A 26,722-nucleotide genomic window follows, 5' to 3' on the forward strand; every position below is an offset into this window, starting at 1 on the left:
CGATCAACTGCTTGTAACTCATGGTATCTACTCTTGTTTTTTGGCGATTACAGAGTACCACCAACAGGCAGTTGATCTCTTCTCACCGTTTAACCATGAGTGGTGCACTTATTATCTGAATTCGGGGCTAGTTTCACATCATCTTCAATTAAAAAAATATGCTGCATCATAAACTCCAGCCAAAGCGCCGCTTTATACGGTAATCTTTGGCTTCATAGCTAACTATTGAGAGACGCTGCTGTTTAACAACGTTGCTGCTCAAAGGGTTAATTAACTTAACGGTAAGAGGGTATTCTGTTTTGATTAAAAACTGTTTGGCTATTAATCCTGTTTGCGTGTAGCACTGAGTGTAATGAGGGCGTTGGGTTACTTCTAAACAAAGTTCTTCATAAGGAGCAACTCGAAAATGAACTTGCACATTAAACTCGCAGGCTTTTTGTTTTGCTTCTGTCACACAGACTGTTGGTGAAACTTTAAAAAAGACCTGTTCAGCTTTATCTTCAGCTTGAGAGTAGCAGCAAAAACAAAAAAGCAGAGCCGCCCAGCTTAATCGGTTTATCATTTAACCAAGTCCCTGAGCGATTGGTCGTCTAAATTTCAAAGCAATATTTACCATTAAAAACAGATGAAACCATTCAAAATCATAGTGAGTATTCATTTATTTACCGCTTATTATCATTATTATTTATGCAGTCTATATGAGTTATTTCATGATAAAAAAGCGCGCTTATCATACCTCATTTATTTCATTAGCTACAAATTGCCTTACATTAAAGCTTGTGTTTCAGAGTTTTTTGTAGTGCCTCGTTCAGATCTTTATTAGCTTGTTGTTTTAAAAGATAAAGTGAATTTATATTTGTTTTTATGTAATAATTTTTCACTATATAAATGCGCTATTAGTTTTTACTATTCACGCTTATTTGTTAATTGTTTCGTACAAATTGATACAATTTGGTGCGCGCTCTGAAAGTAATTAGTCTTTCACAAAGTTAATATAGAAAATGATACTCAACAGATTCGACCTCTGTGTGCTTTTTTTCTGATAGTATAGATAGGTTATAAGTAGTTTAAGCAGTGAACAAATATGTTAAGTCCTTATTATCAGCAGCATGCTGATTACGTTTCTATCTCACGCGAGCAAGGCTGTCGCTTTGCTAAGTTAGTGGCGGATGATTTCAATCCGTTACACGATAAAGATGCTAAAAAGTTTTGTGTGCCGGGCGATTTACTTTTTTCGCTGGTTTTAAACCGCTATGGTATTAGTGAAAAAATGGAGTTCACTTTTGCCGGTATGGTTGATGAAAATTCAAAGCTGACTTTTCCTGAAGGTGCTGATGAGTTTGCTATCACCGATGGCGAAAAAGTGATGCTAAAAGTAAAGCGTGAAGGGGCTGTTAGCCAATGTCCTGAGTTAACAAATAGCTTAATAAAAAACTATGTTGAGTTTTCTGGTACTACCTTCCCACATGTCATCATTCCATTAATGGGCAAGCAAGATGTGATGATCAACCCAGCCCGCCCAATGGTGATTTACGAATCAATGTTGATTAACCTTGACCGCCTTGATATCAGTGCACCTGAATTAGAGTTTGCTGAGCCTGATTTTGAGTTTACTGGCAAACGCGGAAAAATTACGCTTCGCTTCAACCTGTTAGAAAATGGCGAAAAAGTAGGGGCGGGTGAAAAGCACATGCTTGTATCTGGCATTCGTGATTATTGCCAAACAACGGTTGATGACCTAATTAGTTTTTATAATCACCGGAAAGAGTCACTTAAACCGGCGTAATCTTTACAATTACGACAAAGGGCGCTTATTGCGCCTTTTTTGTTGCTGATGTTCCGCGTACAATAGCGTTTTTATAGCTAAATATACTTCAGACTATGTCAGTAGCGACCTTTTCAGAGTTAAATCTTGCACCTGCATTGCTAACAGCCTTGCAAGAAGAGAATTATCACACACCCACAGCAATTCAAGCGCAAACCATCCCACTTATTTTAGCGGGTGCAGATGTAATGGGCAGCGCACAAACTGGTACGGGTAAAACTGCTGCCTTTGTTTTACCACTACTGCACAATTTGTTATCTGCTGAAGTACTCCCTGATGCTGTTAAAGTCCTAATTTTAACGCCAACCCGAGAGCTCGCACAGCAAGTTTTTGCAAGTGTAGAGCGTTATGCTGCGCATACTGAAATAAAAGCGGCACTGGCTTATGGCGGCGCTAGTATTGGACCACAAATTAAAGCCATAAAAGGGGCGCAGGTTGTTGTTGCAACTCCGGGGCGTTTACTTGATCATCTGATCAAAGGCAGTATTAAACTTTCTAGTATTAATGCTTTGGTATTTGATGAAGCTGATCGCATGCTTGATATGGGGTTTATTGACGAGATAAAACGTATCTTGCGTCATGTGCCAAAAGAACGCCAAACCTTACTTTTTTCAGCCACATTTGATGACAGTATCTTTAAGCTTAGTAAGCAGTTACTAGATGATCCTAAACTAGTTGAAGTGAATAAACGCAACTCGGCAGCGGTTGAAGTTGAGCAGCTAGTTTATGCGGTTGATGAAGACCGTAAACGTGAGCTGGTGTCACACATGATTGGCATGAAAAATTGGCAGCAAGTACTGATATTTACCCGAACTAAACAAACTGCTGATGTGCTTGCTAAAGAAATGTCTAAAGATGGCTTAAAAACCGAATCAATTCATGGTGATAAAAGCCAAGGGGCGCGAGATAAAGCATTACAAAACTTTAAATCTGGTGTAACTAGGGTATTAGTCGCGACTGATGTGGCCGCTCGCGGCCTTGATATTGCCTCTTTAAAATATGTCATTAACTATGAGCTACCTTATGTGGCTGAAGATTATGTGCATCGAATAGGTCGTACAGGTCGTGCTGGCGAAAAAGGGTTAGCGTTATCGCTAGTTAGCATTGATGAACAATGGTTATTAGATGAAATAGACATTTTGCTGGGCACCAGACTTACTCCTCAGTGGTTACCGGGGTATGAGCCAGATTTAACGAAAGAGCCTAAAAATATAAGAAAAAACACTAATAAAGCTCGTCGCTCGCGAGATAAAAAGCGTATTTTGGGTCAAAAAAGTATGAGACACCGTAAAAAGTGACGTATATTTATACTATCCACTGACTAAAATAAGTGTGTAGTATGTTAGAAGTTAATAAATGGTCATTTTGTCAGCCTGACAACCAGTTTTCTTTGCAAAAATGGCAAAAAACAGTCGATTTAATGACCGAGTTATTCTCAGCGCCTGCAGGCTTTATTGTTCATAAGACAGATGAAGCATACCGCATAATTGTTTCTAGCGAACAACGAGAAAACCCTTACCATGCTGGAATCGAGTTAGCCATTGACGACAATATCTTTTGCAAAAAGGTATTAAAAGATATGGCTCCTTTATACATTCCACAAGTTAGTCTAGATAATCAATGGGATGATTGTCCACTTACTGTCGATGGCGTTGAATCCTATTTAGGTGTGCCTATAACTTGGCCGAGCGGGGAACCGTTTGGTACTTTTTGTGTAATGGATTTTAAGAAAACTGATTATCAGCATAGTCTTTTAGAACTCATCGAACAGCTTAGGGATATGGTGGAAGATGATTTAGCTCTACTTGATAATTTCACCCAAATGCGTGAAATTGCGATGCTAGACCCCCTCACAAATATTTATAATCGCCGCGCACTCAATTTACTTTGCCAACATAAATTAAATCTTGCCGCCCGGTTGGGCTTTAATATCTGTTGTTTGTTTATCGATATAGATAACTTTAAACCACTCAATGATAAGCATGGTCACGAAGTAGGAGATAAAGCACTGATATGTCTGGCTGATACATTGAAGCAATATCTACGAGAGGCTGATATTATTGGCCGCTTAGGAGGAGATGAATTTATTGCGGTTCTGCAAGTGAAAAGTAACGACTGTATCGAAGCGATTAGCTACAAACTTAATGAAGCGTTTAAAGAAAACCTTAAACATATGGCAATACCTGAACTTAATTTGAGTATAGGCTCAGGTATTGTAGCTCAACCTAAAGAAACATTTGCTGAGCTATTAAAGCGGGCTGATGAAGATATGTATGAGAAAAAGCAAGCCTCTAAACTTGCCCGCTAAGCTATTTGCTTTTCAGCTAGGTTTAATTCCATGGTTGCTTTAAGTAAACGGTAAAGGTTAATTGACGCATCAATTTCTTCTTTACGGTTAGTTAAGCTCTCAATATTTAAACCTAGCGGCACATCTAAATGCGCACAGCTTTGTAAAATTAAATCGAGATTCTCACGGCAAATACGCACTGATTCACTCAATGTATTTGCAGAATCTAACATGCGGTACTTAGTTGCTTCTGGTACCGAAATACCTAACCACTCCATAAATTCTAAGGTTTTTTCACCACCACAAGGGGTAAACGTTAGAATAATGCGTTTTGGTGTTGTGCCTTGTGCTTTACAGCTACGTGCATAGCTAGTGATCAAATCAATCGTAGCTTGCGCATTGTAAACCGCTTGCGAGATGAAAAACTTACAACCTTGTGCTGTTTTTTCAACTAAGCGCTCATGTTCATTGCGTTTGCTAGCGTGACGTTCGGCAATGGTAACGCCACCTAAAAACACATCACTGCTTTGCTTTGCAAGCGTTTTATATGCATCAGGAAGGCTTAGTTTGATATCGCCATGAGATGATGGACTACCCACTAACACTAAGTTTTTTAATTCGAAGTCGTTACGTGTTTCGTTTAACCACTCGGTAAATTCTGCTTCACCACGCTGGGCTACGCTCTTATATGTGATCACATCAAGTTGCGACAAGCTACGTAGTAGCTGACTGTATTCACGTGGATCCACCGTTTCTTTAAATGGAAAAGGGCGTGGCTTTGCAATACGGCTACTCTCATCTTGAATGTCGTAGATGATTACACCGTCGTATTCAATTTCGTGTAAACGACCAAGTAGCTTCTGAGCAATGGTCTCAAGCTGTGCTTTATCAGTACCTGACTTTGGTGGTGTGGTACCAATTAGGTAGACGCCTTGATTGGTGTCTTCAATTTTCTCTTGTAATGATAAAGCCATAATCCTCATTCCAGCTCGTGCTAATGTCTATGACAAATAATATAGCAGCCATTTAGACGTCTAGATAGATTTTTTTTCATGAAAGTTTTTCAATGACTATGAATTTTGCTCAAGTTTAAAGCTGAGCGTTTAGTTAAATTGACACACCTGTTTACATAAATTATTGCGCTGACCCTCATATTTTCTGGCGCTTTGATGCATAATCAAGCAGCAATGATTATGAGAAAAATAACTAACAAGGGAACATTATGAAATTTAGATTATTAGCAACCAGTGTTGCTGTAACACTGGCGCTGAGTGGCTGCGCAAGTAACTCACAGTCAACTATGGTTAAAGAAGTCGAAATTGAGCAGCGAGTAAGCCAAGATGATAACCGTGTATTTAGCCAAGATTACCTATTAGAAGAGCTTGAGAATGGCCTTCGCGTGATGGTCGTTAAAACGGATTACCCAGATGTTGTGTCACTGCAAATTCCGGTATCGGTTGGTTCACGTAATGAAGTTGAAGCAGGTAAAACCGGTTTTGCCCACTTCTTTGAGCATATGATGTTTAAAGGCTCTGAAAAATTCCCGCAAGATGTGTATTCAGATATTTTAAAGAACTCGGGTGTTGATAATCGCGCGTATACGACCAACGATTACACGAACTATCACTTAAACTTCTCAAAAGAGCACTTAGATAAAGTACTTGAAATCGAAGCTGATATTTTCCAAAACCTGACATACAGCGAAGAGCAGTTCCGCACCGAAGCGCTGACTGTAAAAGGTGAGTATTTAAAGAATAATGCTAGCCCAATTCGTAAGTTACTTTCTGCAGTTCGTAACGAAGCATTCGAAAAGCATACGTATAAGCACACTACAATGGGCTTTTTCGAAGACATTGAAGCAATGCCTGATCAAATGGCGTACGGTAAAGAGTTTTTCGCTAAATTTTATAAACCAGAATATGTATCTTTAGTCATTGTTGGTGATGTTGATCCACAAGAAACCATGGCGATGGTGAAAAAGCATTGGGGTAACTGGAAAAAAGGCGATTACCAAGCAGACATTCCTGTTGAGCCAAAGCAAAAAACAGCAAAATATGTACATGAGAAAAATGATGGTTTACCAGGCCACTGGTTGCTTGTGTCATACAAAGGCACGGCATGGGATCCTACTCAAAAGGACCGTGCCGCTCTTGATTTGATCTCACAGCTGTATTTCTCTAATAATTCGGCACTTTATCAAGAACTTGTTGTTGATAAACAAATTGCCAGCCAAATGTTTACCTATAACCCAGATACTAAAGATCCAGGTTTATTACATGTTTTTGTAAAAGTAGAGAACGAAGCGGACCTTGCTAAAGCCCGTGATGCGATTAACCGTACCTATGCACAAGCGCGTACTGAGCTTGTTGATGCACAAAAGTTAGCTGATTTAAAATCAAACCTAAAATATAGCTTTATAAATGGTCTTGATTCATCGCAGTCAATCGCTTCAACACTTGCAAGCTACATGCACTTTGAGCGTGACCCTGAAGTGATTAACCAACTTTATGCCACGGCTGATAGCATCACGCCAGAAGATATCAAAGCGGTAGCAAACAAGTACTTTGTTGATCCGAGCCGTACCACGGTGACAATGTCGGCGCTTGATAAAGTGGCTGGTTTTGAGCAAGAAGTTGATTTAAATGCCTTGGTTGCCAGTATTGAGCAAGCCCCAACAGAGCGTCACTTTAAAGTACTTGATAAAACAAATAGCTCACCATTGGTTGATGTGAACTGGTTATTCAATACCGGTGCAGCGGCTGATCCCCAAGGCAAAAAAGGCTTAGCGGCATTAACAGCTGCAATGCTAGCGCAAGGTGGCTCAGAAACGATGAGCTACAAAGATATTCAAAAAGCGCTATATCCACTAGCGGGAAGCTTTGGCTATCAAATCGATAAAGAGATGATTTCTTTACGTGGTCGTGTACATAAAGATAATGCTGCGCAGTGGTATGCACTTGTTAGCGACCAGATGTTAAACCCAGGCTTTAGAGAAGATGATTTTAAACGCCTGAAAAAAGAGCTTATTGATAGCATTAAAGCAGGCCTTAAAGCATCTAATGACGAAGAGCTAGGTAAAGAAGTGCTTTATCATCAACTTTATAAAGGCCACCCGTATGAAAGCTATAACTATGGTGATTTATCAGACCTTGAAGCACTAACACTTGACGATGTAAAAGCGTTTTATGCTAATCAGTTTACCCAATCTAAGTTAACAGTAGGTCTAATTGGTGCTGTTCCGAGTGATGTTAAATCGACAATGCTGAAAGATTTAACATCGCTTCCACAAGGTAAAGAAAGCCGCTTAACGATCCCTGATGCGCCAGAACTTAAAGGTCATCATGCAACGATTGTTGAAAAGTCAGCGCAATCTACCGCTGTGTCATTTGGTTTCCCAATCGATACAATTCGTAGCAGTGATGACTGGACTGCGCTTTGGTTAGTGCGTTCTTACTTTGGCGAACACCGCAGCTCAAACAGCTTCTTGTATCAGCGTATTCGTCAAACCCGTGGTATGAACTATGGTGACTATGCATACATTGAGTACTTCCCGCGTGGTATGTTCCAAACTAAACCAGATGCTAATTTAGGCCGTTCAGAGCAAATTTTCCAAGTATGGTTACGTCCGCTTCGTTCTAATAACGATGCGCACTTTGCAACACGTACGGCATTATTTGAACTTGATAAGCTAATTAAAAATGGCATCAGCAAAGAAGATTTTGAAGCGACTCGTAACTTCTTAATTAACTTTGTGCCACAAATGGTTGCAAGCCAAGACCGCCAATTAGGCTATGCCCTTGATAGTGAGTTCTATAGCACAGAGAGCTTTGTTGACTATGTGCGTGGCAAGCTTGAAAAGCTAACCCTTGATGATGTTAACCGTGTTATTCGCGATAACCTGCAAACAGAGAATATCCACTATGTGTTTATTACTGGTGATGGCAAAGACATGCAAAAACGCTTAGCTTCAGAGCAAACATCACCAATGGTGTATAACGCTGAAAAACCAGCAGAACTTGTTGCTGAAGATAAAGTAATTGCAGACTATAAGCTCGCAATACCAGCAAAAAATATTAAAGTACTTGATGTCGAAAAAGTATTTCAGTAATAACTGGATAAACAAGCTCTAATCAATGCCCCTAATTAGGGGCATTTTTCTAGGTTTAATGGCTCGATGTTATCAGCAACCACAAGTTGATTTCGGCCAGCTTCTTTTGCTTGATAAAGCGCGCAATCAGCCATTTCAATGAGTAACATGGCATCACTATCGCTACTAGGGTAAATAGTAGCTAAACCAATACTAACCGTTAATGGATGACCTGTAAGTTCAGCTAATTGTAATTTACTGATCATATCTATTAAGCGTGTTACTAGACTTTGTGCTTGCTTACTTTGTGTATTGCCAAGCACCAGTACAAACTCTTCACCACCGTATCTGGCGCACAAGTCACCGGGCCTGCGAGTAAATTCAGGCAGTAGTTTTGCAACTTCTTTTAGACAGCTATCACCAACTAAGTGACCAAATTTATCATTTAGCGTTTTAAAATTATCAAGGTCAATCATAGCTAACGAAACAGGTAAATTTAATCTCGAGCAACGACTCCATTCTTGTAAAATAAAACTATCAAAAAATCGTCTATTAGCTATTTGTGTTAGGCCATCAATTCTAGCAAGTTGTTGGACTTGTTGTTCAGCAAGCTTTCTTTCGGTGATATTTAAGTGACTTATAACGATAAAACGCTGATTATCATAAAAAAGAGAAGCTGCTCGCATTAAAAACCAGCGCTTTTCCATGTCGCTATGGCATGGATATTCAAGATAGAACTCTTCGCACTGATGGTTAATTACTTGTTTTATTCCATTAAACGCTTTTGCTCCAAACTCATCGTTTTGGCAAGCCGCTGACCTACAAATTGCGAGGTAATTTTGTTGTTGCCATTGCTCATTGCACGCACAGTTATTTTGTTCGCCAAATGTTTGCCAGCTGCGATTTACAAATTTGATATCGCCTTCGGCGTTGATGACAACAATATGCTCAGGGAGAGTATCGAGTATTAACCTTAAAAATTCCTTTGACTCAAGCACACCAATTCCTGCTTTACACTTTTCTAAAGAGTAGCAATAAATTATTAGATTGCATGGTTAAAAGTAAAAAAGAGTGTGATTGAATAAATTTTACAGATGATAACTTACGAAGATATATGTGTAGTTTAATTTATTCATGCTCATCAGTGAGTAAGTTAAGTATAACTTCAGTCATTATTTTTGAGATTGAATCAATGCGTTCGGGCATAGCTTGTGCGGTGATTGAGTAACCTTCTACAAATGGGATAAATATAGATACAGCTCTAGAAACGTTTGAGTCTGAGTGAGAAATAGGTCGCAATTTATCAGCTAAGATCAATGCCATTTCTTCGTAGTAAAATTTTATATGTTGATTGATAACTTCATTTCGTGTCGATATAGCCCAATACTCCCTAAATATCCTGCACATTTGGGTTAATTTCAAACCATGACTTAGAAAGCTCTCTAGCAGCGAATGGAGCTCATTGCTTGGGTTCTCTAGGTTGCTTATTGGATCCATTTGTCTCATATCGTCAAGACATGATTTGAAATAGCGATCTGCCATCGCCTTTAAAAGCTCATCTTTATTTTTGAAATAATATTGAACATTGCTCAAAGTCATACCAGCTTCGTTGGCAACTTTTCTCATTGTCACGCCATAATCACCTTCGTGTCTAAGAATATGCAAAGCCGTATCTATTATTAAATCTGTTTTGGCATTTTTCTTCATTAAAATCTCAAAGTATTTCTGCTTAGTAATCAAACCTTATCATTTTACGAGTACTCAACAGTTAAATTCAATGTTGACATTATAGGTCATCTGACCTAAATTTTAAATAGGTCACTTGACCTAATGTTTTTTATTGTTGAGGAATAGGCATGATAAATAGTAAACGCACACCACAAAGTAGCTTTGATAATATTAAAGATTATCCTTTTGAAGCTAATTACTTTAGTGATTTGAAGGGATATGAAGGCTTGAGGGCTCACTACCTTGATGAAGGTAATCCTGACTCTGAAGAAGTTTTTTTATGTCTGCATGGTGAGCCTGCTTGGAGTTACCTTTACAGAAAAATGATCCCTGAATTTGTTAATGTCGGAGGCAGGGTGATAGCCCCAGATCTTTTTGGCTTTGGTAAGTCAGATAAACCAATTGATGAGAATGTTTATACGTTTGAGTTTCATCGTAACTACTTAATCGAACTTATTAAGAGGTTAGATTTAAATAATATTACTTTGGTTTGCCAAGATTGGGGAGGGCTTTTGGGTCTTACATTGCCTCAAGATATGCCAGAGCGTTTTAAAAGATTAATCATCATGAATACAGGGTTGCTGGTTGAGCCTGTGAGCAGTCCTGAATTCTTAAAATGGCATGACGATATCGTTCTGCCAAATGAATTAAATCTCGCTAGTTTTTTCAAAAAGTATGCGCCAACAATTGACAGCGATGAAGCGAGTGCATATGCATCTCCATATCCAGATGCAAGTTATCAAGCTGGCGTCAAAAAGTTCCCTAAAATTGTTGCTGCGCCAGATCCTCAGTGCGTAAAAATTTCAACTCGAGCATTTCAATTTTGGAAAAGTGAGTGGCAAGGCGAATCATTCATGGCAATAGGTATGAAAGACAAAATGTTAGGACCTACAGTTATGAATTTTATGCAAAGCGTAATCAAAAATTGCCCTGAACCTCTAGAAATAAATAATGCAGGGCATTTTGTGCAGGAATTTGGAGACACCGTTGCTGTTGCAGCACTTAAACATTTTAAATTAATAAAGTAAGGATCTTTATGAAAATCTTACACTTAGTATTTCACCCCGATCTCAACGCATCACGAGTCAATAATACTTGGAAGAAGCAATTAGAGCAGTCAGGTAAAGTAGCAACAAGTAGAGATATGTATTTGGAATATCCTGACTTTAAAATCGATATCGAAAAAGAACAAGCGTTGTTGTTGTCTCATGACAGAATCGTGATTCAATTTCCTATCTATTGGTGGTCAATGACTCCTCTTCTTAAGAAGTGGCTTGATGATGTTTTACAATATCAATTTGCATACGGAAGCAAAGGAGACAAGCTTAAAGGCAAAGACTTACAAATAATTTGCTCTGCTGGAGGACAAGCAAAAAATTACAATGGCTTTCATATGTTCGCTACTGTACCTGAGGTTTTAAAACCATTTCAGCTTACAGCCAACTTAGCCAAAATGAATTATTCTCAGCCATTGTACATGTTTAATGCAGATGCTTGTGGTGAAGACGAGGTTGTTAAGTATGGGCAAAAATGGGTAGAGGTCATTGATGACCCTCGGCGCGCCGATGGGCTTGAATACGCAAACGCAAAAATACATGAAGAACTAATAGATGTATATGCGCAACTAGGCCTTTAAAATCTTAAAGAAGTAGGGGAGTGGTTAGTTGAAAACGCTAGATTTTTTATCTGAACATATCGGTATTTCTTTCCAGCAAAGTGATAGCTATGGCGATTGGCTAGGTTTTGAAATTGATTCAGTCAAAAAGGAAGAAAATAAAGTTATTACATCATTATTAATTAGACGTGATCATGTCTCACCAACAGGGGCTGTTCATGGTGGTGTTGTCTCTGGGTTTCTCGATTCAAGCTTAGGCTGTGCGATGGTAACGATTATGGATAAAGGCCAAATGTGCAGTACTGTTGAGCTTAACGTAAAGTTTTTTAAACCACTTTCTCCAGGAGATAAAATTATTGCCGAGTCAGAAGTGATCCATAAGGGAAGAACCTTATGTACGGTTATTGCTAATGTTTATAAATCAGATGCGCCTGATATACCTGTTGCGTTAGCTACTGCAACCTTTAATCGCTATCAATTAAAGCAGTAACATAAATACAGCCCAGCCGTGATGTAGCTGGGCTCTATATTGACCTATTATCAACTAAAGTAGTGAGCTAACTTTAACAGCTAGCGCAAAGAGTATGGTTGTTATTACAAAGCCGATAAGTGTAGTGTGGCCGCGTTGTTCTTTGGTCATCTTTCACTCCTAAAAAATAACTAATACTGTTGCCATACCAAGGGCAAAACTGACAAACGAAGAAGCTGCTACGATTGCAGCGAGATTTTGCTTACTCACTGCATGTGTTGTGCTTTGTTCTGGTGCTTCGTCATCGAGCTTAATAAGCTCACCTTGGCGCACTTCAAATACTGCGCATAGGCTCATGGTGGTTTCTTTTGATGCCGCACCTTCTTTTTCAACTCGTTGAATGGTACGTAGGCTTACATCACAGGCATCGGCCAATTGCTGCTGCGTCCAATCGAATTTAAGTCTAAGTGCTTTTATTGTATTGGGGTTCAGTTGCATTACTTACTTCCCAAGAAATGGTTCAATAAAAGTAACAACTGCATAACCTGATATTGCGCCACCAAGAAAACAGCCCAGGGTAACCAAAGCCACTTGTTTTGGATTATCAGTAAGTGAGGTTTGTGTGCTCTGTTTAACTAATTTGCCAGTTTTGTAAAACGAACATTCAAGCTTGCCGGTAAGTATATTTTGCATCGCAAAATCGACTGCATAAGCATTACCTTGGTAGTTAAAGTCGTGATGGCTTTTAAAGCCAAAGCTGCGCTTTTCACTAACCAATTCGTCGTTTACATATACTTTTTCTTTACCGCTCATGATATGACCAAAGCATGCGATTTGGTTGTCACCATCTTGAAAGTAAAATTTATAACCTAGTTTATGTGAGTTTAGTACGTCGTTTTTCATCATCGTTTCCTTGTTAAGTTGATGATGTAAATTTAATGATTATTTTTGTTTTTTACGCCGTCAGCGATATGTCAGTGCCTATTTTGGCATATGACAGATAAGATGTCATATCTGTTTTGTTATTGAAAAATAAGCACTTTAGCTGGGTTTTTCTTGCGGCGTACGAGTTTGCTACTGTCATATGTGGTTGGCTAAAAAGCACAGCAAAAAGAGTAAAAATAGGTGTAGTTACTCTGGTTATTAGATATAACCAGAACAAATAAACAACGGGTTAGTACATCTTGCTACAAATCCGTTAAACTTAAAGCTTAGCAGTTAGGTACAACCAGAAAGGCAATATTATGCGTCATGAAATTTGGCAAAAGCTTCGAGAAGAAGCAAACGAAGTCGTTTCCCGTGAACCGCTTTTAGCAAGTCACGTTTATTCGTGTGTGTTAAATCATGAATGCCTAGGTTCGGCGCTCAGTTTTATTGTCGCTAATAAACTTGCTGATGCAGTAGTATCGGCGTTTACAATCCGCGAATTATTTGACCAAGCCTTTGTTAAATGTGACCTAATGCTGACGCATGTGGCTCATGACATAAAAGCAGTTAAAGATCGTGACCCTGCGGCCGATAGTTACTTAACTGTTATTCTGAATCTTAAAGGCTTCCATGCAATACAAGCACACCGACTCGCAAATTGTTTATGGCAACAAAACCGCAAAGAGCTTGCTCGCTTCATTCAGAGCAGAACCTCAGAAGTATTTGGCGTTGACATCCATCCTGCTTGTAAAGTTGGTCATGGTATTATGTTTGACCACGCAACTGGGATTGTAATTGGTGAAACAGCAGTTATTGAAGATAACGTCTCTATTTTACAGTCTGTAACCTTAGGTGGTACAGGTAATGAGCAAGGTGACCGCCATCCGAAAATTCGCGCCGGTGTATTGATTGGTGCGGGTGCTAAAGTACTGGGTAACATCGAAGTAGGAGAGGGGGCACGTATTGGTGCAAACTCTGTCGTGTTAAGTGCGGTTCCAGCGCACACAACTGTGGTTGGCGTGCCAGCTAAAGTGGTTGGCAAACCGAGCTGTCCCTGTCCTGCCGAAAGCATGAACCAAAACTTTTTAGACGATAGTACCACTACCGCTAGTAATGCCTCCCACACCAGTGCTATGTTGTAGTTTTACAATTTAAAAGAGCAATGGAATTGTCTAAATTATCCTTCGGATTAGCTGTTGCAGCGTCATTTATTTGTGGCGCTGTCACTATGTCACTTTTTCAATCAGACCCACAACAACAGCCGCAAACTTATCAGCAACAATTTGTTGAAGAACACATAGCTCAAGCACCAGAGCAGCAAGCCACTGCTGCAGCGCCTGTTATTAACAAACAAGTCGCTGAAGTGAATTCAAATAGTTCAGCAGCTGTTAGCAAAACTGAGCTTGAGCAGCAAGTTGCAGAGTTAAAGTTACAAGTCGAAAACCAACAAGCGGTGATTGACAGTTACCGTTCAAGTGCGATACCTCCACAGCAAATTGACTCACACCTAGATGAACTTTATACCTTGTTAGAAGAGCAATCTCGGGATGAGGCTTGGGCCTACCAAGTTGAAACAGCCATGAGCGATTTTTTAATCATGGCAGATTTACCAGTGCAACCACAGCTGAGTGTCTCAACATGCAAAAGCTCTGTGTGTCAGTTTAAGCTATTGCAACCTGAGGGGAGTGATGACTTGCCAAATCATTATTGGCGTAACATGACCGATAAGATGATGGAACAAAGCTGGTGGAAGCAATTTAAATTTACCTCCACCACCTCAAGTGACGATAGTCTAACCATTATTGCAAGCACGGAGTAATTTTATACAACTTTTGATTGCAGTTGACCATCAGCAAGCTCGGTAGTTATAAGCTCACCAGAGCTTACATCGTTAACTGATTTTACAACGCCACCGTGCTGATTTTTGGTAATGCTGTAACCACGCGCTAACACACTAAGCGGACTCACAGAATCTAAACGGTTCGCTTGTAAAGAAAGCTGGTTTCGAGAACTTGAAAGTTGCTGTTGCATCGCCTGTGTAAGCCTTGCATGTAATTGCGCCAGTTGATGCTCGCTTTTCGCTAACTGCTTTTCGGGTGAGCGTTGCATTAAGCGTGGTGTTAAGTTAGCAAGTACTCGCTCATATCGCTGGATTTTACTACTCATCGCGCCATGTAAGGCCAAACTAAGCTCATCTAACTTTTGCGCTTGTTGATTGAGTTGATTACGCGGATGGCATAGCTGCAAGCGATGCTCAAATTGAGTGGCAGTACTGCGTTTTACAGCTAAAGCGTGTTTAAAGGCATGATTTAAGTGCCTAACTAACTGCGTAACTTTGTTATATAGCTCTTCGGTATTTGGACTAACTAGCTCTGCGGCTGCAGAAGGTGTTGCGGCGCGAATATCGGCAACATAATCACTAATTGTGGTATCGACCTCGTGACCAACGGCGCTAACAATAGGTAAGCGACTTTCAAAAATAGCGCGAGCTAATTGCTCATGGTTAAAACACCACAAATCTTCGAGTGAACCACCACCGCGACCTAATATAAGCACATCTACTTCGTTGCGTTGATTGGCGATGTTTATTTTTTCTATTAATTGACTGTGTGCATCTGCACCTTGCACCATCGCTGGGTAAATCACGACTTCAAGCTGCGGAGCACGGCGTTTAAGTACCGTTAGAATATCGCGTATAGCCGCACCTGTGGCTGAGGTGATCACCCCAACGCGATTAATATTGGTTGGTAATGGTTTTTTGTGGGCTGAGCTAAATAGGCCTTCGGCAGCTAAACGCATTTTAAGCGCATCGAATTCTTGTTTTAATAAGCCTTCGCCAGCAGGGGCCATATGCTCAACAATCAGCTGATAATCACCACGAGGTTCATATAAAGATACGCGGGCACGCACGGTTACTTGTGCACCATTGCTCGGGCGAAAAGTTTGGCCGCGATTATTGCCGCGCCACATTGCTGCTTTTACCTGTGCTCGGTCGTCTTTTAACGTAAAGTACCAGTGTCCAGATGCAGGGGCTATAAAGTTAGAAATTTCACCATTTAAGATAAGCGATGAGAAGCCTTGTTCAAGAACATGGCGAATTTCCTTATTTAGGCGCGAGACCGTGTAAACAGGCTGTGTTGAGTGCGTAAAAGCCATTAAAAACCCCAGTAAAAAATTCTCTGCGTACTCTAACATAAATAAATGAATAATTTTATTTACTCATGCTCATAACGCTGATAAAATTTGGCCGCAATTCCTTATACTCAGATCCACATGTGAGAAGTTGCACTATGCTAAGAATCGCTAAAGAAGCTCTTACCTTTGACGACGTACTTTTAGTACCAGGTCATTCTACTGTTTTGCCACACACGGCAAATATTTCAACTCGCTTAACGCGTGGTATCAATCTTAACTTGCCGCTAGTTTCAGCATCTATGGATACTGTAACAGAAGCACGCTTAGCGATTGCTCTAGCGCAAGAGGGCGGTTTAGGTTTCATCCACAAAAACATGACAATCGAAGAGCAAGCTAAAAACGTTCGTAAAGTTAAAACTTACGAAGCGGGCATTGTTTCTTTCCCTGTTACTGTGACTGCGGATCTTACAATTGCTGATGCTATCGCGCTTTCAGAAGACAAAGGTTTTTCAGGTTTCCCTGTAACCGACGCTGACAATAACCTTGTTGGTATTGTGACAAGCCGTGATATGCGTTTTGAAACGAAACTTGAGCAACCTGTTTCTACAGTAATGACGAAAAAAGAATCGTTAGTGACTGTTAAAGAAGGTGCAGACCGTGATGAAATCTTAGGTCTAATGCACGAGCACCGTATCGAAAAAATTCTCGTAGTTGATGATGCATTTAAACTGAAAGGCATGATCACTGTAAAAGATTATCAAAAAGCACAAGACAAGCCGCATGCATGTAAAGACGAGCAAGGTCGTCTACGTGTAGGTGCAGCTGTTGGTGTTGGCGCGGGTACTGATGAGCGTATCGCAGCACTTGTTGAAGCAGGTGTTGACGTATTACTTATCGATACATCACATGGCCACTCACAAGGTGTTATCGACCGTGTTGCACAAACACGTCAAGCATACCCAGATCTACAAATCGTAGCAGGTAACGTTGCAACAGCTGAAGGCGCGATTGCCCTTGCTGATGCGGGTGTTGATGCTGTTAAAGTTGGTATCGGCCCTGGTTCTATCTGTACTACTCGTATCGTAACAGGTTGTGGTGTTCCACAAATTACTGCTATTTCTGACGCAGTTGAAGGCTTAAAAGGCCGTGATATTCCTGTTATTGCTGACGGTGGTATCCGTTTCTCTGGTGACATCGTAAAAGCACTTGTTGCTGGTGCATCATGTGTAATGGTGGGTTCAATGTTAGCGGGTACTGAAGAAGCACCGGGTGAAGTTGAGCTATATCAAGGTCGTTACTACAAATCATACCGTGGTATGGGTAGCCTTGGTGCGATGGACCAAAAAGAAGGTTCATCAGACCGTTACTTCCAAAAATCGAACGAAGCAGACAAGCTTGTTCCTGAAGGTATCGAAGGCCGTGTTGCTTATAAAGGTCCTATCGCGACAATCATTCACCAACAAGTGGGCGGTCTTCGCAGTGCAATGGGCTTAACAGGCTGTGCAACAATTGAAGAGTTAAATACTAAACCTCAATTTGTTCGCGTGACTTCAGCTGGTATGGGTGAGTCACACGTTCACGACGTGCAAATCACTAAAGAAGCGCCAAACTACCGCTTAGGTTAATTACCTTAAGGTATTGAAATTACATGGGCTAGCATTTGCTAGCCCTAATTTATTGATCATCTCCCTTTGGGAGAGCAGTTCCTGACTAACGAGATACTCCATGAGCAAAGACATTCACGATTCACGAATTCTCATTTTAGATTTTGGTTCGCAATACACACAGTTAATCGCACGTCGTATACGTGAGATTGGTGTTTACTGTGAGCTATGGGCATGGGATGTAACTGAAGAGCAAATCCGCGAATTTAATCCACAAGGTATTATTTTGTCGGGTGGCCCTGAGTCTACAACACTTGAAAACAGCCCACGTGCTCCTGAGTATGTATTTAACGCAGGCGTTCCAGTACTTGGTATCTGTTACGGCATGCAAACAATGGCAACGCAACTAGGTGGTAGCGTTCACAGCTCTGATAAGAAAGAGTTTGGTTATGCACAAGTTGAAAAAGTAGGTAACTGTGCGTTATTCGATGCTATCGAAGACCACATTACTGACGGCGGTGCAGGCGTACTAGATGTTTGGATGAGCCACGGCGATAAAGTGATGGAAGTACCAGAGACTTTCAAAACAACGGCTAAAACTTCAACATGTCCACATGCGGCAATGTCTTGGGAAGAAAAACGTTTTTATGGCGTACAGTTCCACCCAGAAGTAACTCATACTCACCAAGGTTTACGCTTACTTGAGCGCTTCGCGATTGATATCTGTGGCTGTGAGAAGCTATGGACACCAGCTAAAATCATCGACGATGCGATTGAGCGTATCAAGGAAACTGTAGGTGATGACGAAGTTATCTTAGGTTTATCTGGTGGTGTAGATTCATCTGTTGTTGCCATGCTTATTCACCGTGCAATCGGCGACAAGCTAACGTGTGTATTCGTTGATAACGGTCTTCTTCGTTTAAACGAAGGTCAGCAAGTTATGGATATGTTCGGCAACAAGTTTGGCCTAAACATTGTTAAAGTAGATGCTGAAGATCAATTCTTAGCAGACTTAGCAGGTAAGTCAGACCCAGAAGATAAGCGTAAAGCGATTGGTCATACCTTCATTAAAGTTTTTGACGAGCAAGCTAAAAAGCTGAAAAGTGCTAAATGGTTAGGTCAAGGTACTATCTACCCAGACGTAATCGAATCTGCTGCATCAGCAACAGGTAAAGCACATGTAATCAAGTCTCACCACAACGTAGGTGGTTTACCAGACGATATGGAAATGGGTCTTGTTGAGCCTTTACGTGAGCTATTCAAAGATGAAGTACGCAAAATTGGTCTTGAGCTTGGCCTACCATACGACATGCTTTACCGTCACCCATTCCCGGGTCCTGGTTTAGGTGTTCGTGTACTTGGTGAAATCAAGAAAGAGTACTGTGACTTACTACGTCGCGCAGACGCTATCTTCATTGAAGAGCTACACAAAGCTGAGCTATACCATAAAGTAAGCCAAGCCTTCACGGTATTCTTACCAGTTAAATCGGTAGGTGTAATGGGTGATGCGCGTAAATACGACTGGGTTGTATCGTTACGTTGTGTAGAAACAATCGACTTTATGACAGCACGTTGGTCACACTTACCATATGAATTCTTAGGTGTGGTTTCAAACCGCATCATCAACGAAATCGATGGTATCTCACGTGTTGTTTACGATATTTCAGGTAAGCCACCGGCAACAATCGAGTGGGAATAATTTTATTATTCTGACCTGAATTGGTACAAAAACGGCGGATTAGCTTGCTAATTCGCCGTTTTGTTTATTTAAGAAGCAGTTAAACTAAAAACTGTGTTTTTTTACTTTACCTTTGAAAAAAGCTCTATATAATTCGTCGTCATTGCAGGGGCGTAGTTCCAATTGGTAGAACAGCGGTCTCCAAAACCGACGGTTGGGAGTTCGAATCTCTCCGCCCCTGCCATTTCTTCCTTCTTTACTTTAATCGCAAATCTCCCTATATTACTTGCTCTTAATCATGATTGAGTTGTTATGAATCCAAGTTACGCTGCGATATTCTCTGTACAATCTTTAGAGTTGAATCAACACTATCGAACTGCGCCTGATACTTCTGGCGAACAGATACCAAACACTCAACAAGAAACACTGACGCTACCGTTACAGTTTCACCAAGACCTCGAAAAAGCATTTGCGCCGTTAGTTATTACCCAAATCGTTAAAGCAACGAGTATTAGCTGGCAAGAGGGCTGCTTAGGCTTACCAAGCGATAAGCTGAATGGCGAACAGAAAAAACAACTTTGGTCTTTAATCGGTGAACAACTTGATAAGCTTTAAACCTGTAGATGCAACCTATATTAGCCAGTTAATGGCTATCGAAAACGCCTGCCATAGTCACCCTTGGACAGAGAAAACCATGCTGTCGTGTTTAGCTGGGCGTTATTTTAACCTGGCCGCTTTTCAAGGTGATGAGATGCTAGGTTTTTATATTGGTGAACAAGCGGGCCCAGATTACACTTTAATGGATATTTGTGTTGCGCCGAAGTACCAAGGGCAGGGCATTGCTAAGCAGTTGTTAAATGCCTTTATTGAGCACGGCGAGCAGCACCAAGCCGAAAACCTATTTTTAGAAGTGCGTGAGTCTAATGCACCCGCTATTGGCCTGTATGAAAGTGCTGGCTTTTCACATATGTCGGTGCGCAAGAACTACTATCCAACCGCAACAGGCAATGAAGACGCTATTTTGATGGGGATGAGCTTTAGCCTTTAAGATGCTTCTTCAAGGGCATTGATAAGTGCATCGTAGCATTGCTCTACCTGATCAGTTTGATTACTGCGTAGCGCATTTTCAAGCTGACCCGCAGTCCTGTGAATAGCTTCAAAACTAAAACATCCCGCACTGCCTTTTAAGCTGTGTGCTAATGAACGTAGCGCTTCCCATTCTTTAGCGCGATACAACTGCACGACTTGGCTTAAATAATCAGGTAGTTTTGAGCGATAGTTGTCGTTAATTTGTTGGAACTTCTCACTTTTCAGTAAGTTTTCCCACTTGTTTTGACTGTCTTTTTCGATATGTAAGTAGCTTACAAGTACTTGCTCTAGGGCATCTTTGTCGATTGGTTTGGCGAGTGCTTCATCACAGCCCGCTTCAATATAGGTATCAACATCAGTCTTCATTACATTGGCCGTAAGCGCAATAATAGGGCCATCATAGGCTGCGTGACGTAGCATTTGCGTTGCTTCTAAGCCGCCCATAACTGGCATCTGCATATCCATGATGATCAGCTGATAATCATTAACTAATGCCATTTCTACTGCTTCTGCACCGTTTTTCGCGATGTCAGGCTCAAGTCCCCAGGTTTGTAACAATAGTTTGATCAGCAACTGGTTATCTGGGTTATCTTCGGCCACTAGTATATTGGCATCAAAGCTATTCGCTGCGAATGAAAGCTGAACGTCTTTACTTGGTGAGAGTTGCTCGTAGCTATGAATAAACGCCTCTGCTTGTAACTGCTCGGCGTTTAAATGAGCAGCAACTTGTATGGTAAAACAACTGCCGTTTCCAGGTTCACTAATAAGCTGTACATCACCGCCTAGCAACTGGGCTAAGTTCTTTGAAATACACAAACCAAGACCTGTACCGCCAAAGCGGCGAGTTGTCGTCGCATCGGCTTGTTCAAACGGTTTGAATACCCTTTCAACCTCACGCTCTGACATACCAATACCTGTGTCTTGAATCGCAAACTCTAAATGTTGTTTATTGCTGTTGTAGCTAATATCAATCGAGATGCTGCCTTTCTCAGTGAACTTAACTGCGTTGCTGGCAATATTGATCAAGATTTGTTTTAAACGTGTGGTATCGCTATTAATGGTTTTGGGTACTGGTAGTTGGTAGTTAATATTAAATGTAAGTTGTTTTTCATTAGCCAGTGGGCGAATAATTGAATCAATATCATGTATAAGCTGCACTACATTACATGGTCCGCGTTCAACGGCGAGTTTTTCAGCTTCTATTTTTGATAAATCAAGAATGTTGTTAATAAGCTCAAGCAAGTGCTTAGAGTTACGTAAAATAGTGCTTAAATGCTGCTCATCATTCACCGCATCTTTGTTGTGCAGAAGTTGCTCTGTAAAGCCCATAATTGCGGTAAGTGGAGTACGAATTTCATGACTCATATTCGCTAAAAAGCGACTTTTCAGTTGGTTTGCTTGTTCAGCTTGCGCAATGGCTACTTCTAGCTTGCTGTTCATTGCTTCGAGTGCTTTCGTTCTGCTCTCTACTTTTTCTTCTAGGTGATGTTTATATTCTTCAAGCTCGTCTTGGTAATGACGAATTTGGTTCACCATGTGATTAAAATCGTTGAAAAGCACGCCTACTTCATCGTTTGTGTGGGCTGGCAAGTACACAGATAAATCACCATCACCAACCCGATGACTTGCCGCACCTAATAGTTCAACTGGGGTTAGCAGTAAGTTGCGTACCACAATATAGATAAGAATAGGCAGCGAAATCACAGAAATAATAACTATAAGTGCTGTGATTAAACTAATGGCTTTACCTGACTGGTAAAGTAAATCTTTAGGGGTGGTTGAGATCAAATAATCGCCATCAGTCATTTCAACTGCGTAAATTATGCGTTCTTCTTTATCAATACTTGAAAGTTCGATATTGGCAAGTTTGCCGTAGTTAGCGAGTTGTTTAATTTGCTCAAGCTCATATTCACTTAAATAATTGCCGCGTAAGTCATAGTCGGAGCTAAATAAAATCTGCCCCTTAGTCGTTAAAAATAAATTTAGCGTGTTATTAAATGGTGCTTCTAGAATACTAGCATTCAATATTGATGGTTCTACATGCACAACAATAAACCCCAGTTGCTGCGGCTGTTTTAAGTAGTAATCAATATTATAAATGGGGTGCACAAAGTAGAGGCTAGTAGAGCCATCTTCTTTGGGGATCATGAATTGTTGCTGGCGTAAATTCGATTGTAGCACTTGCTCAAAAAACGGGTAACTTTTAGGTGCGGGAGTTAATTGACTTGAATAAAATGCATCGCTTTTACCGTCTGGGGCAACATAATTAATGCTAACAATATCTGGGTAAGCTTCTGAATAGCTTGCAAATACATTCATCAACTCGCCAAGACGTTCAATGTATTGGTTTTTTGAGTCAGGTTCGCGGGCTAAAAAGTCTGCTAATACAGGAGAGGTTGAGAGTAGCTTAGTAATCGAGTGAAATGAGTCAATGTAATTAAAGATTTTTTGTTGCTGTTGCTCAACAAAGCGACTGACAATAAGTTCAGCTTGTTTTTTTGTTGAATTGGTCACATTTGTTAATGTAAAGCCACCTAAAAACAACAAAGGTAAGATCACTAATGGTGTGATATACCACAATAATCGAATACTGAGCTTACTGGTTTTCATGACCTAAATTGACATCCCTCCGTGCAATTTATCAATAGTATGCGTTACAACTTGATTACACAAGCCTAGCAAAAAAGTGAACAACGAAAATACCCAACTAAAAGGGAGTAATTACTCGCAATCGCTGCTTTTTTGGCTAAGACAAACAAGGTATAATGCTCGGCAATTCTATTTTATTTTTACAGTGCGCACCGAGCTTTATAATTTATAAGGCAGTTAAGTGCGCTTTGTTATGACTAAAAGCAGCTTACATGTCTAATTTAACTACCGAAATTAATAAACGACGCACCTTTGCGATCATCTCGCACCCTGATGCCGCCCAGCCTTTCAACGCTTAAAACCACCTTTCATTGCACACCACAATCACATCTCTACGTACTGAATTTAAAGGCTTTTTGTCTTTTTCTCGTTTCTTTGCTTTTCAATGATGTTCAAGCGTAACCTCGGAAAGTGTGTACAAACTTGAGTACAAATCGCCATATTTACCGTTTTTAGCCAAATTCCATGACACAAACCTAGCTGTAGGCCTTGTGCCTACTGGGTTTTAGCCAAAACTTGCCTATATTTTTTATGCCGAAAATCGAGAAATGATGGTAAGACGTTCGCGATTATCTCTAATTGTTTGCTGGTTGAGTTGGTTACCGGTTGCTTTCTTGCTGTCCTAAAAGTTCATTTGTATGGACCTGATCTTCTGAACAAATCATGCATCTTTCTGACCATCAACAAGTGATGAATCAGGCGATGATAGCTTTACATTGATTTTCAGGAGAATGCAGATGACAGCAGTAGCGCACCAAGTAACCCCTTTTCTCACGTCTTACGAAGTGATGGCTCGTTACCACATTAGCTATACGACGCTCTGGCGAAGAATAAAACATGGCAGCTTGCCGCAACCTCGTATCAATCGAACTACACGAAACAAGCTGTGGCACATTGAAGACTTGGAAGAGTATGAGAAGAAAGAGGACTGAGCCTCTTTCTTTTATTGTCCGAAACGCCAGTTGAATGGAAAGCCTGTCGGCTCGATGATGGTCTCTAGCTGTTGATACCAAACGTCGTAAGCATGACGCATTTCATCCAGGTACTGATATTGGTTGTAGATAGCATCCAACCCTTTTTTGCTGTGGCCAATCATCAACTCAGCAACTTCTTGCGTCGTGATGGCCGACATTCGTGTTCGCATCGTTCTTCGAAGATCATGCATAGACCAGTGTTCCATCTCAATACCAAGCGACCTGCGAGCCCAGATTTTCACATTGTTAGGAATAGTGGTATCAAAGCCATTTGTGGCAAGTTCTTCTTGTCCGTTAGCGGGAAACAAGTAAGTTGATTTACTCATCTGCATCGCCAGTTCAATCAGCTCGATAGCTGGTTTGATTAATGGCCGCATGATCGGCGCTCCTATTTTCTCACCTTGTTTGCGGATCTCTATGGGCACTGTCCACATTGCAGATTGCAAATCAAAGTGATGTTTTTCAGCTTGAATGAGTTCGCCCTTGCGACCGCCCAATAGCAGAAGCAGTTTTATGTAGATGCGGTTCTTCTCAGTGATTTTTGACTCGTGCAAATAGCGCCAAAGTATCCTGATCTCGTTGTCATTTAGCACCCGAGTTCGTTTGCCTTTCTTACCGCCAACCTTTTTTGCTGTGATCCCAGCGGCAGCGTTAATTTCCAAAATTTGTTCATCAATCAGCCAGTCATAAAACTTGTGCAGCACAGACACCAGACGTTCTGTGTTTGAAGGGGACGACTCCGAAACCTCACGAAGACAGTTTCGTAAGGACAATTCATTGATGTCAGTTAATGGGTACTTACCAAGTCGGGGCAGCAAATATATTTCACTGCTGCGTTTTTGGTAGTGCCACGTTTTCTCCTTTAGCCCTTGCTTACCGGCAGAGTCTATCCAGTCTCGAAAAATCGATTCGAAGCTTTGATTGGCAGAATACTTGGCCCGTTCCTGCTGTAGGTAGAGCTTTGGGTTTCGGCCTTGATCAAGTACCGCCCTTAACCTATCCAGCTCATTCCTAGCTTCAGCAAGCTTCATAAGTGGGTAAGTACCTATGTCTACCCGCTGTTGCTTACCATCGAACCGATAACGAAACTGAAAAACAATTTTGCCCTTGGGCGATACCCGAGCACTTAGTCCATCTCGGTCAGCTTTTACTACGGTTTCTTTTGCTTCTTTATTTAACCTGGCATCGAGCCAGCTAACTGATAACGCCATGTTATAAGCCCAGCCCTAGTTTGGATTTTAATGATTGTTTACGTGATTCTGCTTTGGGTTCTGGCGCTGTACTGACAGAAGTAATTTCAACTTCTGGTGCATGTCCATCCACCGGTACAGATGTCGTGGATAGATTGGGTTGGCTCATGTGAATTAAGCCAAAGGTGGCCAGCATCCTCAGACGCTCAGCACGTTCCCGTGGCGGCGTCTTTTCCAGTTCTTTGAGCAGTTCTGGGTGGCTCCCTGGGGGAATGTTGACGACAACTCTCATAATCAGGCCCCATAAAACCAGAAGCCTCGGACGTTCGCCAAAACAGACTGTTCCGGTACGATAATCTTGCTTCGTGAAAAAATCTCCTTGGCCGCTTCCTTATAAGCCAAGGCTCCCCCTCCGGCGATCAATACCAAGTCCGCATTAATGCTTTCGTCACGCATGGATTGGCGCATGGCTGTAAGAGCAACAGGCGCTACCTTTTTCATGGCAGCATTCAGATAAGGTGAAATATCGACTTTTTCTCCAAATAGCAGGACCTGTAAGTCGCCGGTTCTCATGGCTTTTTCAAGTCGATCCATACCTACTTTGGCACCGTGATCTTCCGAAATCAGCTTATCAATGGTTTCCAGTAGCACGGACATTGCCTGAAGACTGGTTCCTGATGAGCTGTAGCGAATTTCTCCGGCCTCAAGGGCAACCCAGTCAACAGAAAAGAAGCCTGGATCGATGACGACGACGCGACCTTCTTCAATCAAGCCCAAATCACCACCTGTTTGAACTAGATCCATGTAGGCACCAGCAGGCTGCGGCAGCACTTTGACGTCATGAACGGTGATGCTGCGCTTAGGCGTCACTTGATGGACACCTTTTAAACGCTGCACAAGGTCAGACTTACGTTGTGGTTCATGAAACTGGGAAACCGGTAATCCAGTGACAACCAAATCGATGGATTCTGTTTCAGCCATTAACAAGGCGGCATGAAAAAGCGCCTTATAGGTTTTTGTGGTGGGATATTCCGGGTGAAGCTCTCGTTCCCAGCCTTGAAGGCGTCCAGCTGGCACACCGGCGGCCCAACGCTCATTATCGACAGACACATACAAACAAGTGTCATCATCGCCTCCACCGATACGCTCCGGCATACGATCCGCAGGACCGGCTCCCGCAGGCAGAATAATGGTTTTCGGTTCACTGCCTGATTGGCCAATAGCCAGCTTCAGGTTCGAGTAACCGATATCTACGCCTAGTACAAACATACTTATCTCCTGTGCACTCAAAGTGCTCTAACGGTTTTCAATCAACCGCGCTGGTCACGCTTGGGCATTTCCAAGTGCTCTGGCGGTTCACTCAAATGTCATTATCAGGATTAGGTGCACTGGCGGTGGGCAGAAAGGTGACAAATCCTTTCATCTATCTGCCTATTGCATTTTCGCAAAAGTATGAGAATAGGCT

The 26,722-nt window shown here is 41.3% G+C and carries 24 protein-coding genes and 1 tRNA gene; 14 read left to right on the forward strand and 11 right to left on the reverse strand.

Going from position 1 to position 26,722, the window contains the following annotated elements:
• Positions 1 to 166: 166 nt before the first annotated feature.
• Positions 167 to 562: a DUF3019 domain-containing protein gene (locus L1272_RS17410; protein ID WP_054551209.1), complete on the reverse strand. Its 396-nt coding sequence runs from the start codon at positions 560 to 562 to the stop codon at positions 167 to 169.
• Positions 563 to 1,084: 522 nt separating this feature from the next.
• On the opposite strand from L1272_RS17410, the gene L1272_RS17415 reads away from it, so the two are divergent.
• From L1272_RS17415 to L1272_RS17425, 3 genes are all read left to right on the forward strand, one after another.
• A complete protein-coding gene (locus L1272_RS17415) occupies positions 1,085 to 1,786 on the forward strand; it encodes a DUF3581 domain-containing protein (RefSeq protein ID WP_138599615.1) in 702 nt (233 codons plus the stop codon).
• A gap of 95 nt (positions 1,787 to 1,881) precedes the next feature.
• Positions 1,882 to 3,123, forward strand: a complete 1,242-nt coding sequence (locus L1272_RS17420; RefSeq protein ID WP_187490227.1) for a DEAD/DEAH box helicase — start codon at positions 1,882 to 1,884, stop codon at positions 3,121 to 3,123.
• Positions 3,124 to 3,164: 41 nt separating this feature from the next.
• Positions 3,165 to 4,133 (forward strand): sensor domain-containing diguanylate cyclase, encoded by a 969-nt coding sequence (locus L1272_RS17425; RefSeq protein WP_138599617.1) that lies wholly within the window; start codon positions 3,165 to 3,167, stop codon positions 4,131 to 4,133.
• On the opposite strand, the gene L1272_RS17430 is transcribed toward L1272_RS17425, so the two are convergent.
• Positions 4,130 to 5,086, reverse strand: coding sequence for a methylenetetrahydrofolate reductase (locus L1272_RS17430; RefSeq protein ID WP_054551213.1), 957 nt, complete (start codon positions 5,084 to 5,086; stop codon positions 4,130 to 4,132). The genes L1272_RS17425 and L1272_RS17430 overlap by 4 nt on opposite strands.
• 248 nt (positions 5,087 to 5,334) lie before the next feature.
• Here L1272_RS17430 and L1272_RS17435 point away from each other — a divergent pair, with 248 nt between their 5' ends.
• The gene (locus L1272_RS17435) at positions 5,335 to 8,220 is read left to right on the forward strand and encodes a M16 family metallopeptidase (protein ID WP_199530136.1); all 2,886 of its coding nucleotides are present in this window, start codon (positions 5,335 to 5,337) and stop codon (positions 8,218 to 8,220) included.
• 35 nt (positions 8,221 to 8,255) lie between these two features.
• On the opposite strand, the gene L1272_RS17440 is transcribed toward L1272_RS17435, so the two are convergent.
• Both L1272_RS17440 and L1272_RS17445 read right to left on the reverse strand, forming a co-directional pair.
• Positions 8,256 to 9,197: a sensor domain-containing diguanylate cyclase gene (locus L1272_RS17440; protein ID WP_166340633.1), complete on the reverse strand. Its 942-nt coding sequence runs from the start codon at positions 9,195 to 9,197 to the stop codon at positions 8,256 to 8,258.
• 130 nt (positions 9,198 to 9,327) lie between these two features.
• A complete protein-coding gene (locus tag L1272_RS17445) occupies positions 9,328 to 9,906 on the reverse strand; it encodes a TetR/AcrR family transcriptional regulator (protein ID WP_138616334.1) in 579 nt (192 codons plus the stop codon).
• 149 nt (positions 9,907 to 10,055) lie between these two features.
• On the opposite strand from L1272_RS17445, the gene L1272_RS17450 reads away from it, so the two are divergent.
• Genes L1272_RS17450 through L1272_RS17460 form a run of 3 tightly spaced genes read left to right on the forward strand, consistent with a single transcriptional unit; the run spans position 10,056 to position 12,032 of the window.
• On the forward strand, positions 10,056 to 10,955 hold the full coding sequence (locus tag L1272_RS17450) for a haloalkane dehalogenase (RefSeq protein ID WP_199530135.1): 900 nt from the start codon (positions 10,056 to 10,058) through the stop codon (positions 10,953 to 10,955).
• Positions 10,956 to 10,963: 8 nt separating this feature from the next.
• Positions 10,964 to 11,563, forward strand: a complete 600-nt coding sequence (locus L1272_RS17455; RefSeq protein WP_054551218.1) for an NAD(P)H-dependent oxidoreductase — start codon at positions 10,964 to 10,966, stop codon at positions 11,561 to 11,563.
• 28 nt (positions 11,564 to 11,591) lie between these two features.
• On the forward strand, positions 11,592 to 12,032 hold the full coding sequence (locus tag L1272_RS17460; protein WP_054551219.1) for a PaaI family thioesterase: 441 nt from the start codon (positions 11,592 to 11,594) through the stop codon (positions 12,030 to 12,032).
• A 159-nt stretch (positions 12,033 to 12,191) separates the two neighbouring features.
• Here L1272_RS17460 and L1272_RS17465 read toward each other — a convergent pair whose 3' ends face one another.
• Positions 12,192 to 12,509 carry a helix-turn-helix transcriptional regulator gene (locus tag L1272_RS17465; RefSeq protein ID WP_054551220.1) on the reverse strand — a complete coding sequence of 106 codons (318 nt, stop codon included), beginning with the start codon at positions 12,507 to 12,509 and terminating at the stop codon, positions 12,192 to 12,194.
• A 3-nt stretch (positions 12,510 to 12,512) separates the two neighbouring features.
• The gene (locus L1272_RS17470) at positions 12,513 to 12,914 is read right to left on the reverse strand and encodes a hypothetical protein (protein WP_235373956.1); all 402 of its coding nucleotides are present in this window, start codon (positions 12,912 to 12,914) and stop codon (positions 12,513 to 12,515) included.
• Positions 12,915 to 13,255: 341 nt separating this feature from the next.
• Here L1272_RS17470 and cysE point away from each other — a divergent pair, with 341 nt between their 5' ends.
• The gene (cysE, locus tag L1272_RS17475; RefSeq protein ID WP_138599624.1) at positions 13,256 to 14,080 is read left to right on the forward strand and encodes a serine O-acetyltransferase; all 825 of its coding nucleotides are present in this window, start codon (positions 13,256 to 13,258) and stop codon (positions 14,078 to 14,080) included.
• 26 nt (positions 14,081 to 14,106) lie between these two features.
• Positions 14,107 to 14,757, forward strand: coding sequence for a hypothetical protein (locus L1272_RS17480; protein ID WP_235373957.1), 651 nt, complete (start codon positions 14,107 to 14,109; stop codon positions 14,755 to 14,757).
• Between the two features lie 2 nt (positions 14,758 to 14,759).
• Here the strand turns inward: L1272_RS17480 and xseA are convergent, their stop codons facing one another.
• On the reverse strand, positions 14,760 to 16,094 hold the full coding sequence (gene xseA / locus L1272_RS17485) for an exodeoxyribonuclease VII large subunit (RefSeq protein ID WP_235373958.1): 1,335 nt from the start codon (positions 16,092 to 16,094) through the stop codon (positions 14,760 to 14,762).
• Between the two features lie 134 nt (positions 16,095 to 16,228).
• On the opposite strand from xseA, the gene guaB reads away from it, so the two are divergent.
• From guaB to rimI, 5 genes are all read left to right on the forward strand, one after another.
• Complete coding sequence (guaB, locus tag L1272_RS17490) at positions 16,229 to 17,698, forward strand: IMP dehydrogenase (RefSeq protein ID WP_054551225.1); 1,470 nt, start codon at positions 16,229 to 16,231, stop codon at positions 17,696 to 17,698.
• Between the two features lie 100 nt (positions 17,699 to 17,798).
• Complete coding sequence (gene guaA, locus L1272_RS17495) at positions 17,799 to 19,376, forward strand: glutamine-hydrolyzing GMP synthase (protein ID WP_054551226.1); 1,578 nt, start codon at positions 17,799 to 17,801, stop codon at positions 19,374 to 19,376.
• Positions 19,377 to 19,522: 146 nt separating this feature from the next.
• Positions 19,523 to 19,599: transfer RNA gene (locus tag L1272_RS17500), tRNA-Trp, on the forward strand.
• A gap of 68 nt (positions 19,600 to 19,667) precedes the next feature.
• Positions 19,668 to 19,970: a hypothetical protein gene (locus tag L1272_RS17505; RefSeq protein ID WP_054551229.1), complete on the forward strand. Its 303-nt coding sequence runs from the start codon at positions 19,668 to 19,670 to the stop codon at positions 19,968 to 19,970.
• Entirely contained in the window at positions 19,957 to 20,403 is a 447-nt protein-coding gene (gene rimI, locus L1272_RS17510) for a ribosomal protein S18-alanine N-acetyltransferase (protein WP_054551230.1), read from the forward strand. Before L1272_RS17505 ends, rimI begins: the two co-directional genes overlap by 14 nt.
• On the opposite strand, the gene L1272_RS17515 is transcribed toward rimI, so the two are convergent.
• The 4 genes from L1272_RS17515 to L1272_RS17530 all read right to left on the reverse strand — a co-directional run bounded on the left by L1272_RS17515 (position 20,400) and on the right by L1272_RS17530 (position 26,526).
• Complete coding sequence (locus L1272_RS17515; RefSeq protein WP_199530130.1) at positions 20,400 to 23,054, reverse strand: hybrid sensor histidine kinase/response regulator; 2,655 nt, start codon at positions 23,052 to 23,054, stop codon at positions 20,400 to 20,402. The genes rimI and L1272_RS17515 overlap by 4 nt on opposite strands.
• Positions 23,055 to 24,036: 982 nt before the next feature.
• A complete protein-coding gene (locus L1272_RS17520; RefSeq protein WP_025441390.1) occupies positions 24,037 to 25,278 on the reverse strand; it encodes a tyrosine-type recombinase/integrase in 1,242 nt (413 codons plus the stop codon).
• A gap of 1 nt (position 25,279) precedes the next feature.
• Entirely contained in the window at positions 25,280 to 25,549 is a 270-nt protein-coding gene (locus L1272_RS17525; RefSeq protein ID WP_087726346.1) for a hypothetical protein, read from the reverse strand.
• 2 nt (positions 25,550 to 25,551) lie between these two features.
• Complete coding sequence (locus L1272_RS17530; protein WP_025441391.1) at positions 25,552 to 26,526, reverse strand: ParM/StbA family protein; 975 nt, start codon at positions 26,524 to 26,526, stop codon at positions 25,552 to 25,554.
• Positions 26,527 to 26,722 lie beyond the last annotated feature (196 nt).

The organism is Pseudoalteromonas sp. PAST1, assembly GCF_021532515.1.
Classification (GTDB): Bacteria; Pseudomonadota; Gammaproteobacteria; order Enterobacterales; family Alteromonadaceae; genus Pseudoalteromonas; species Pseudoalteromonas simplex.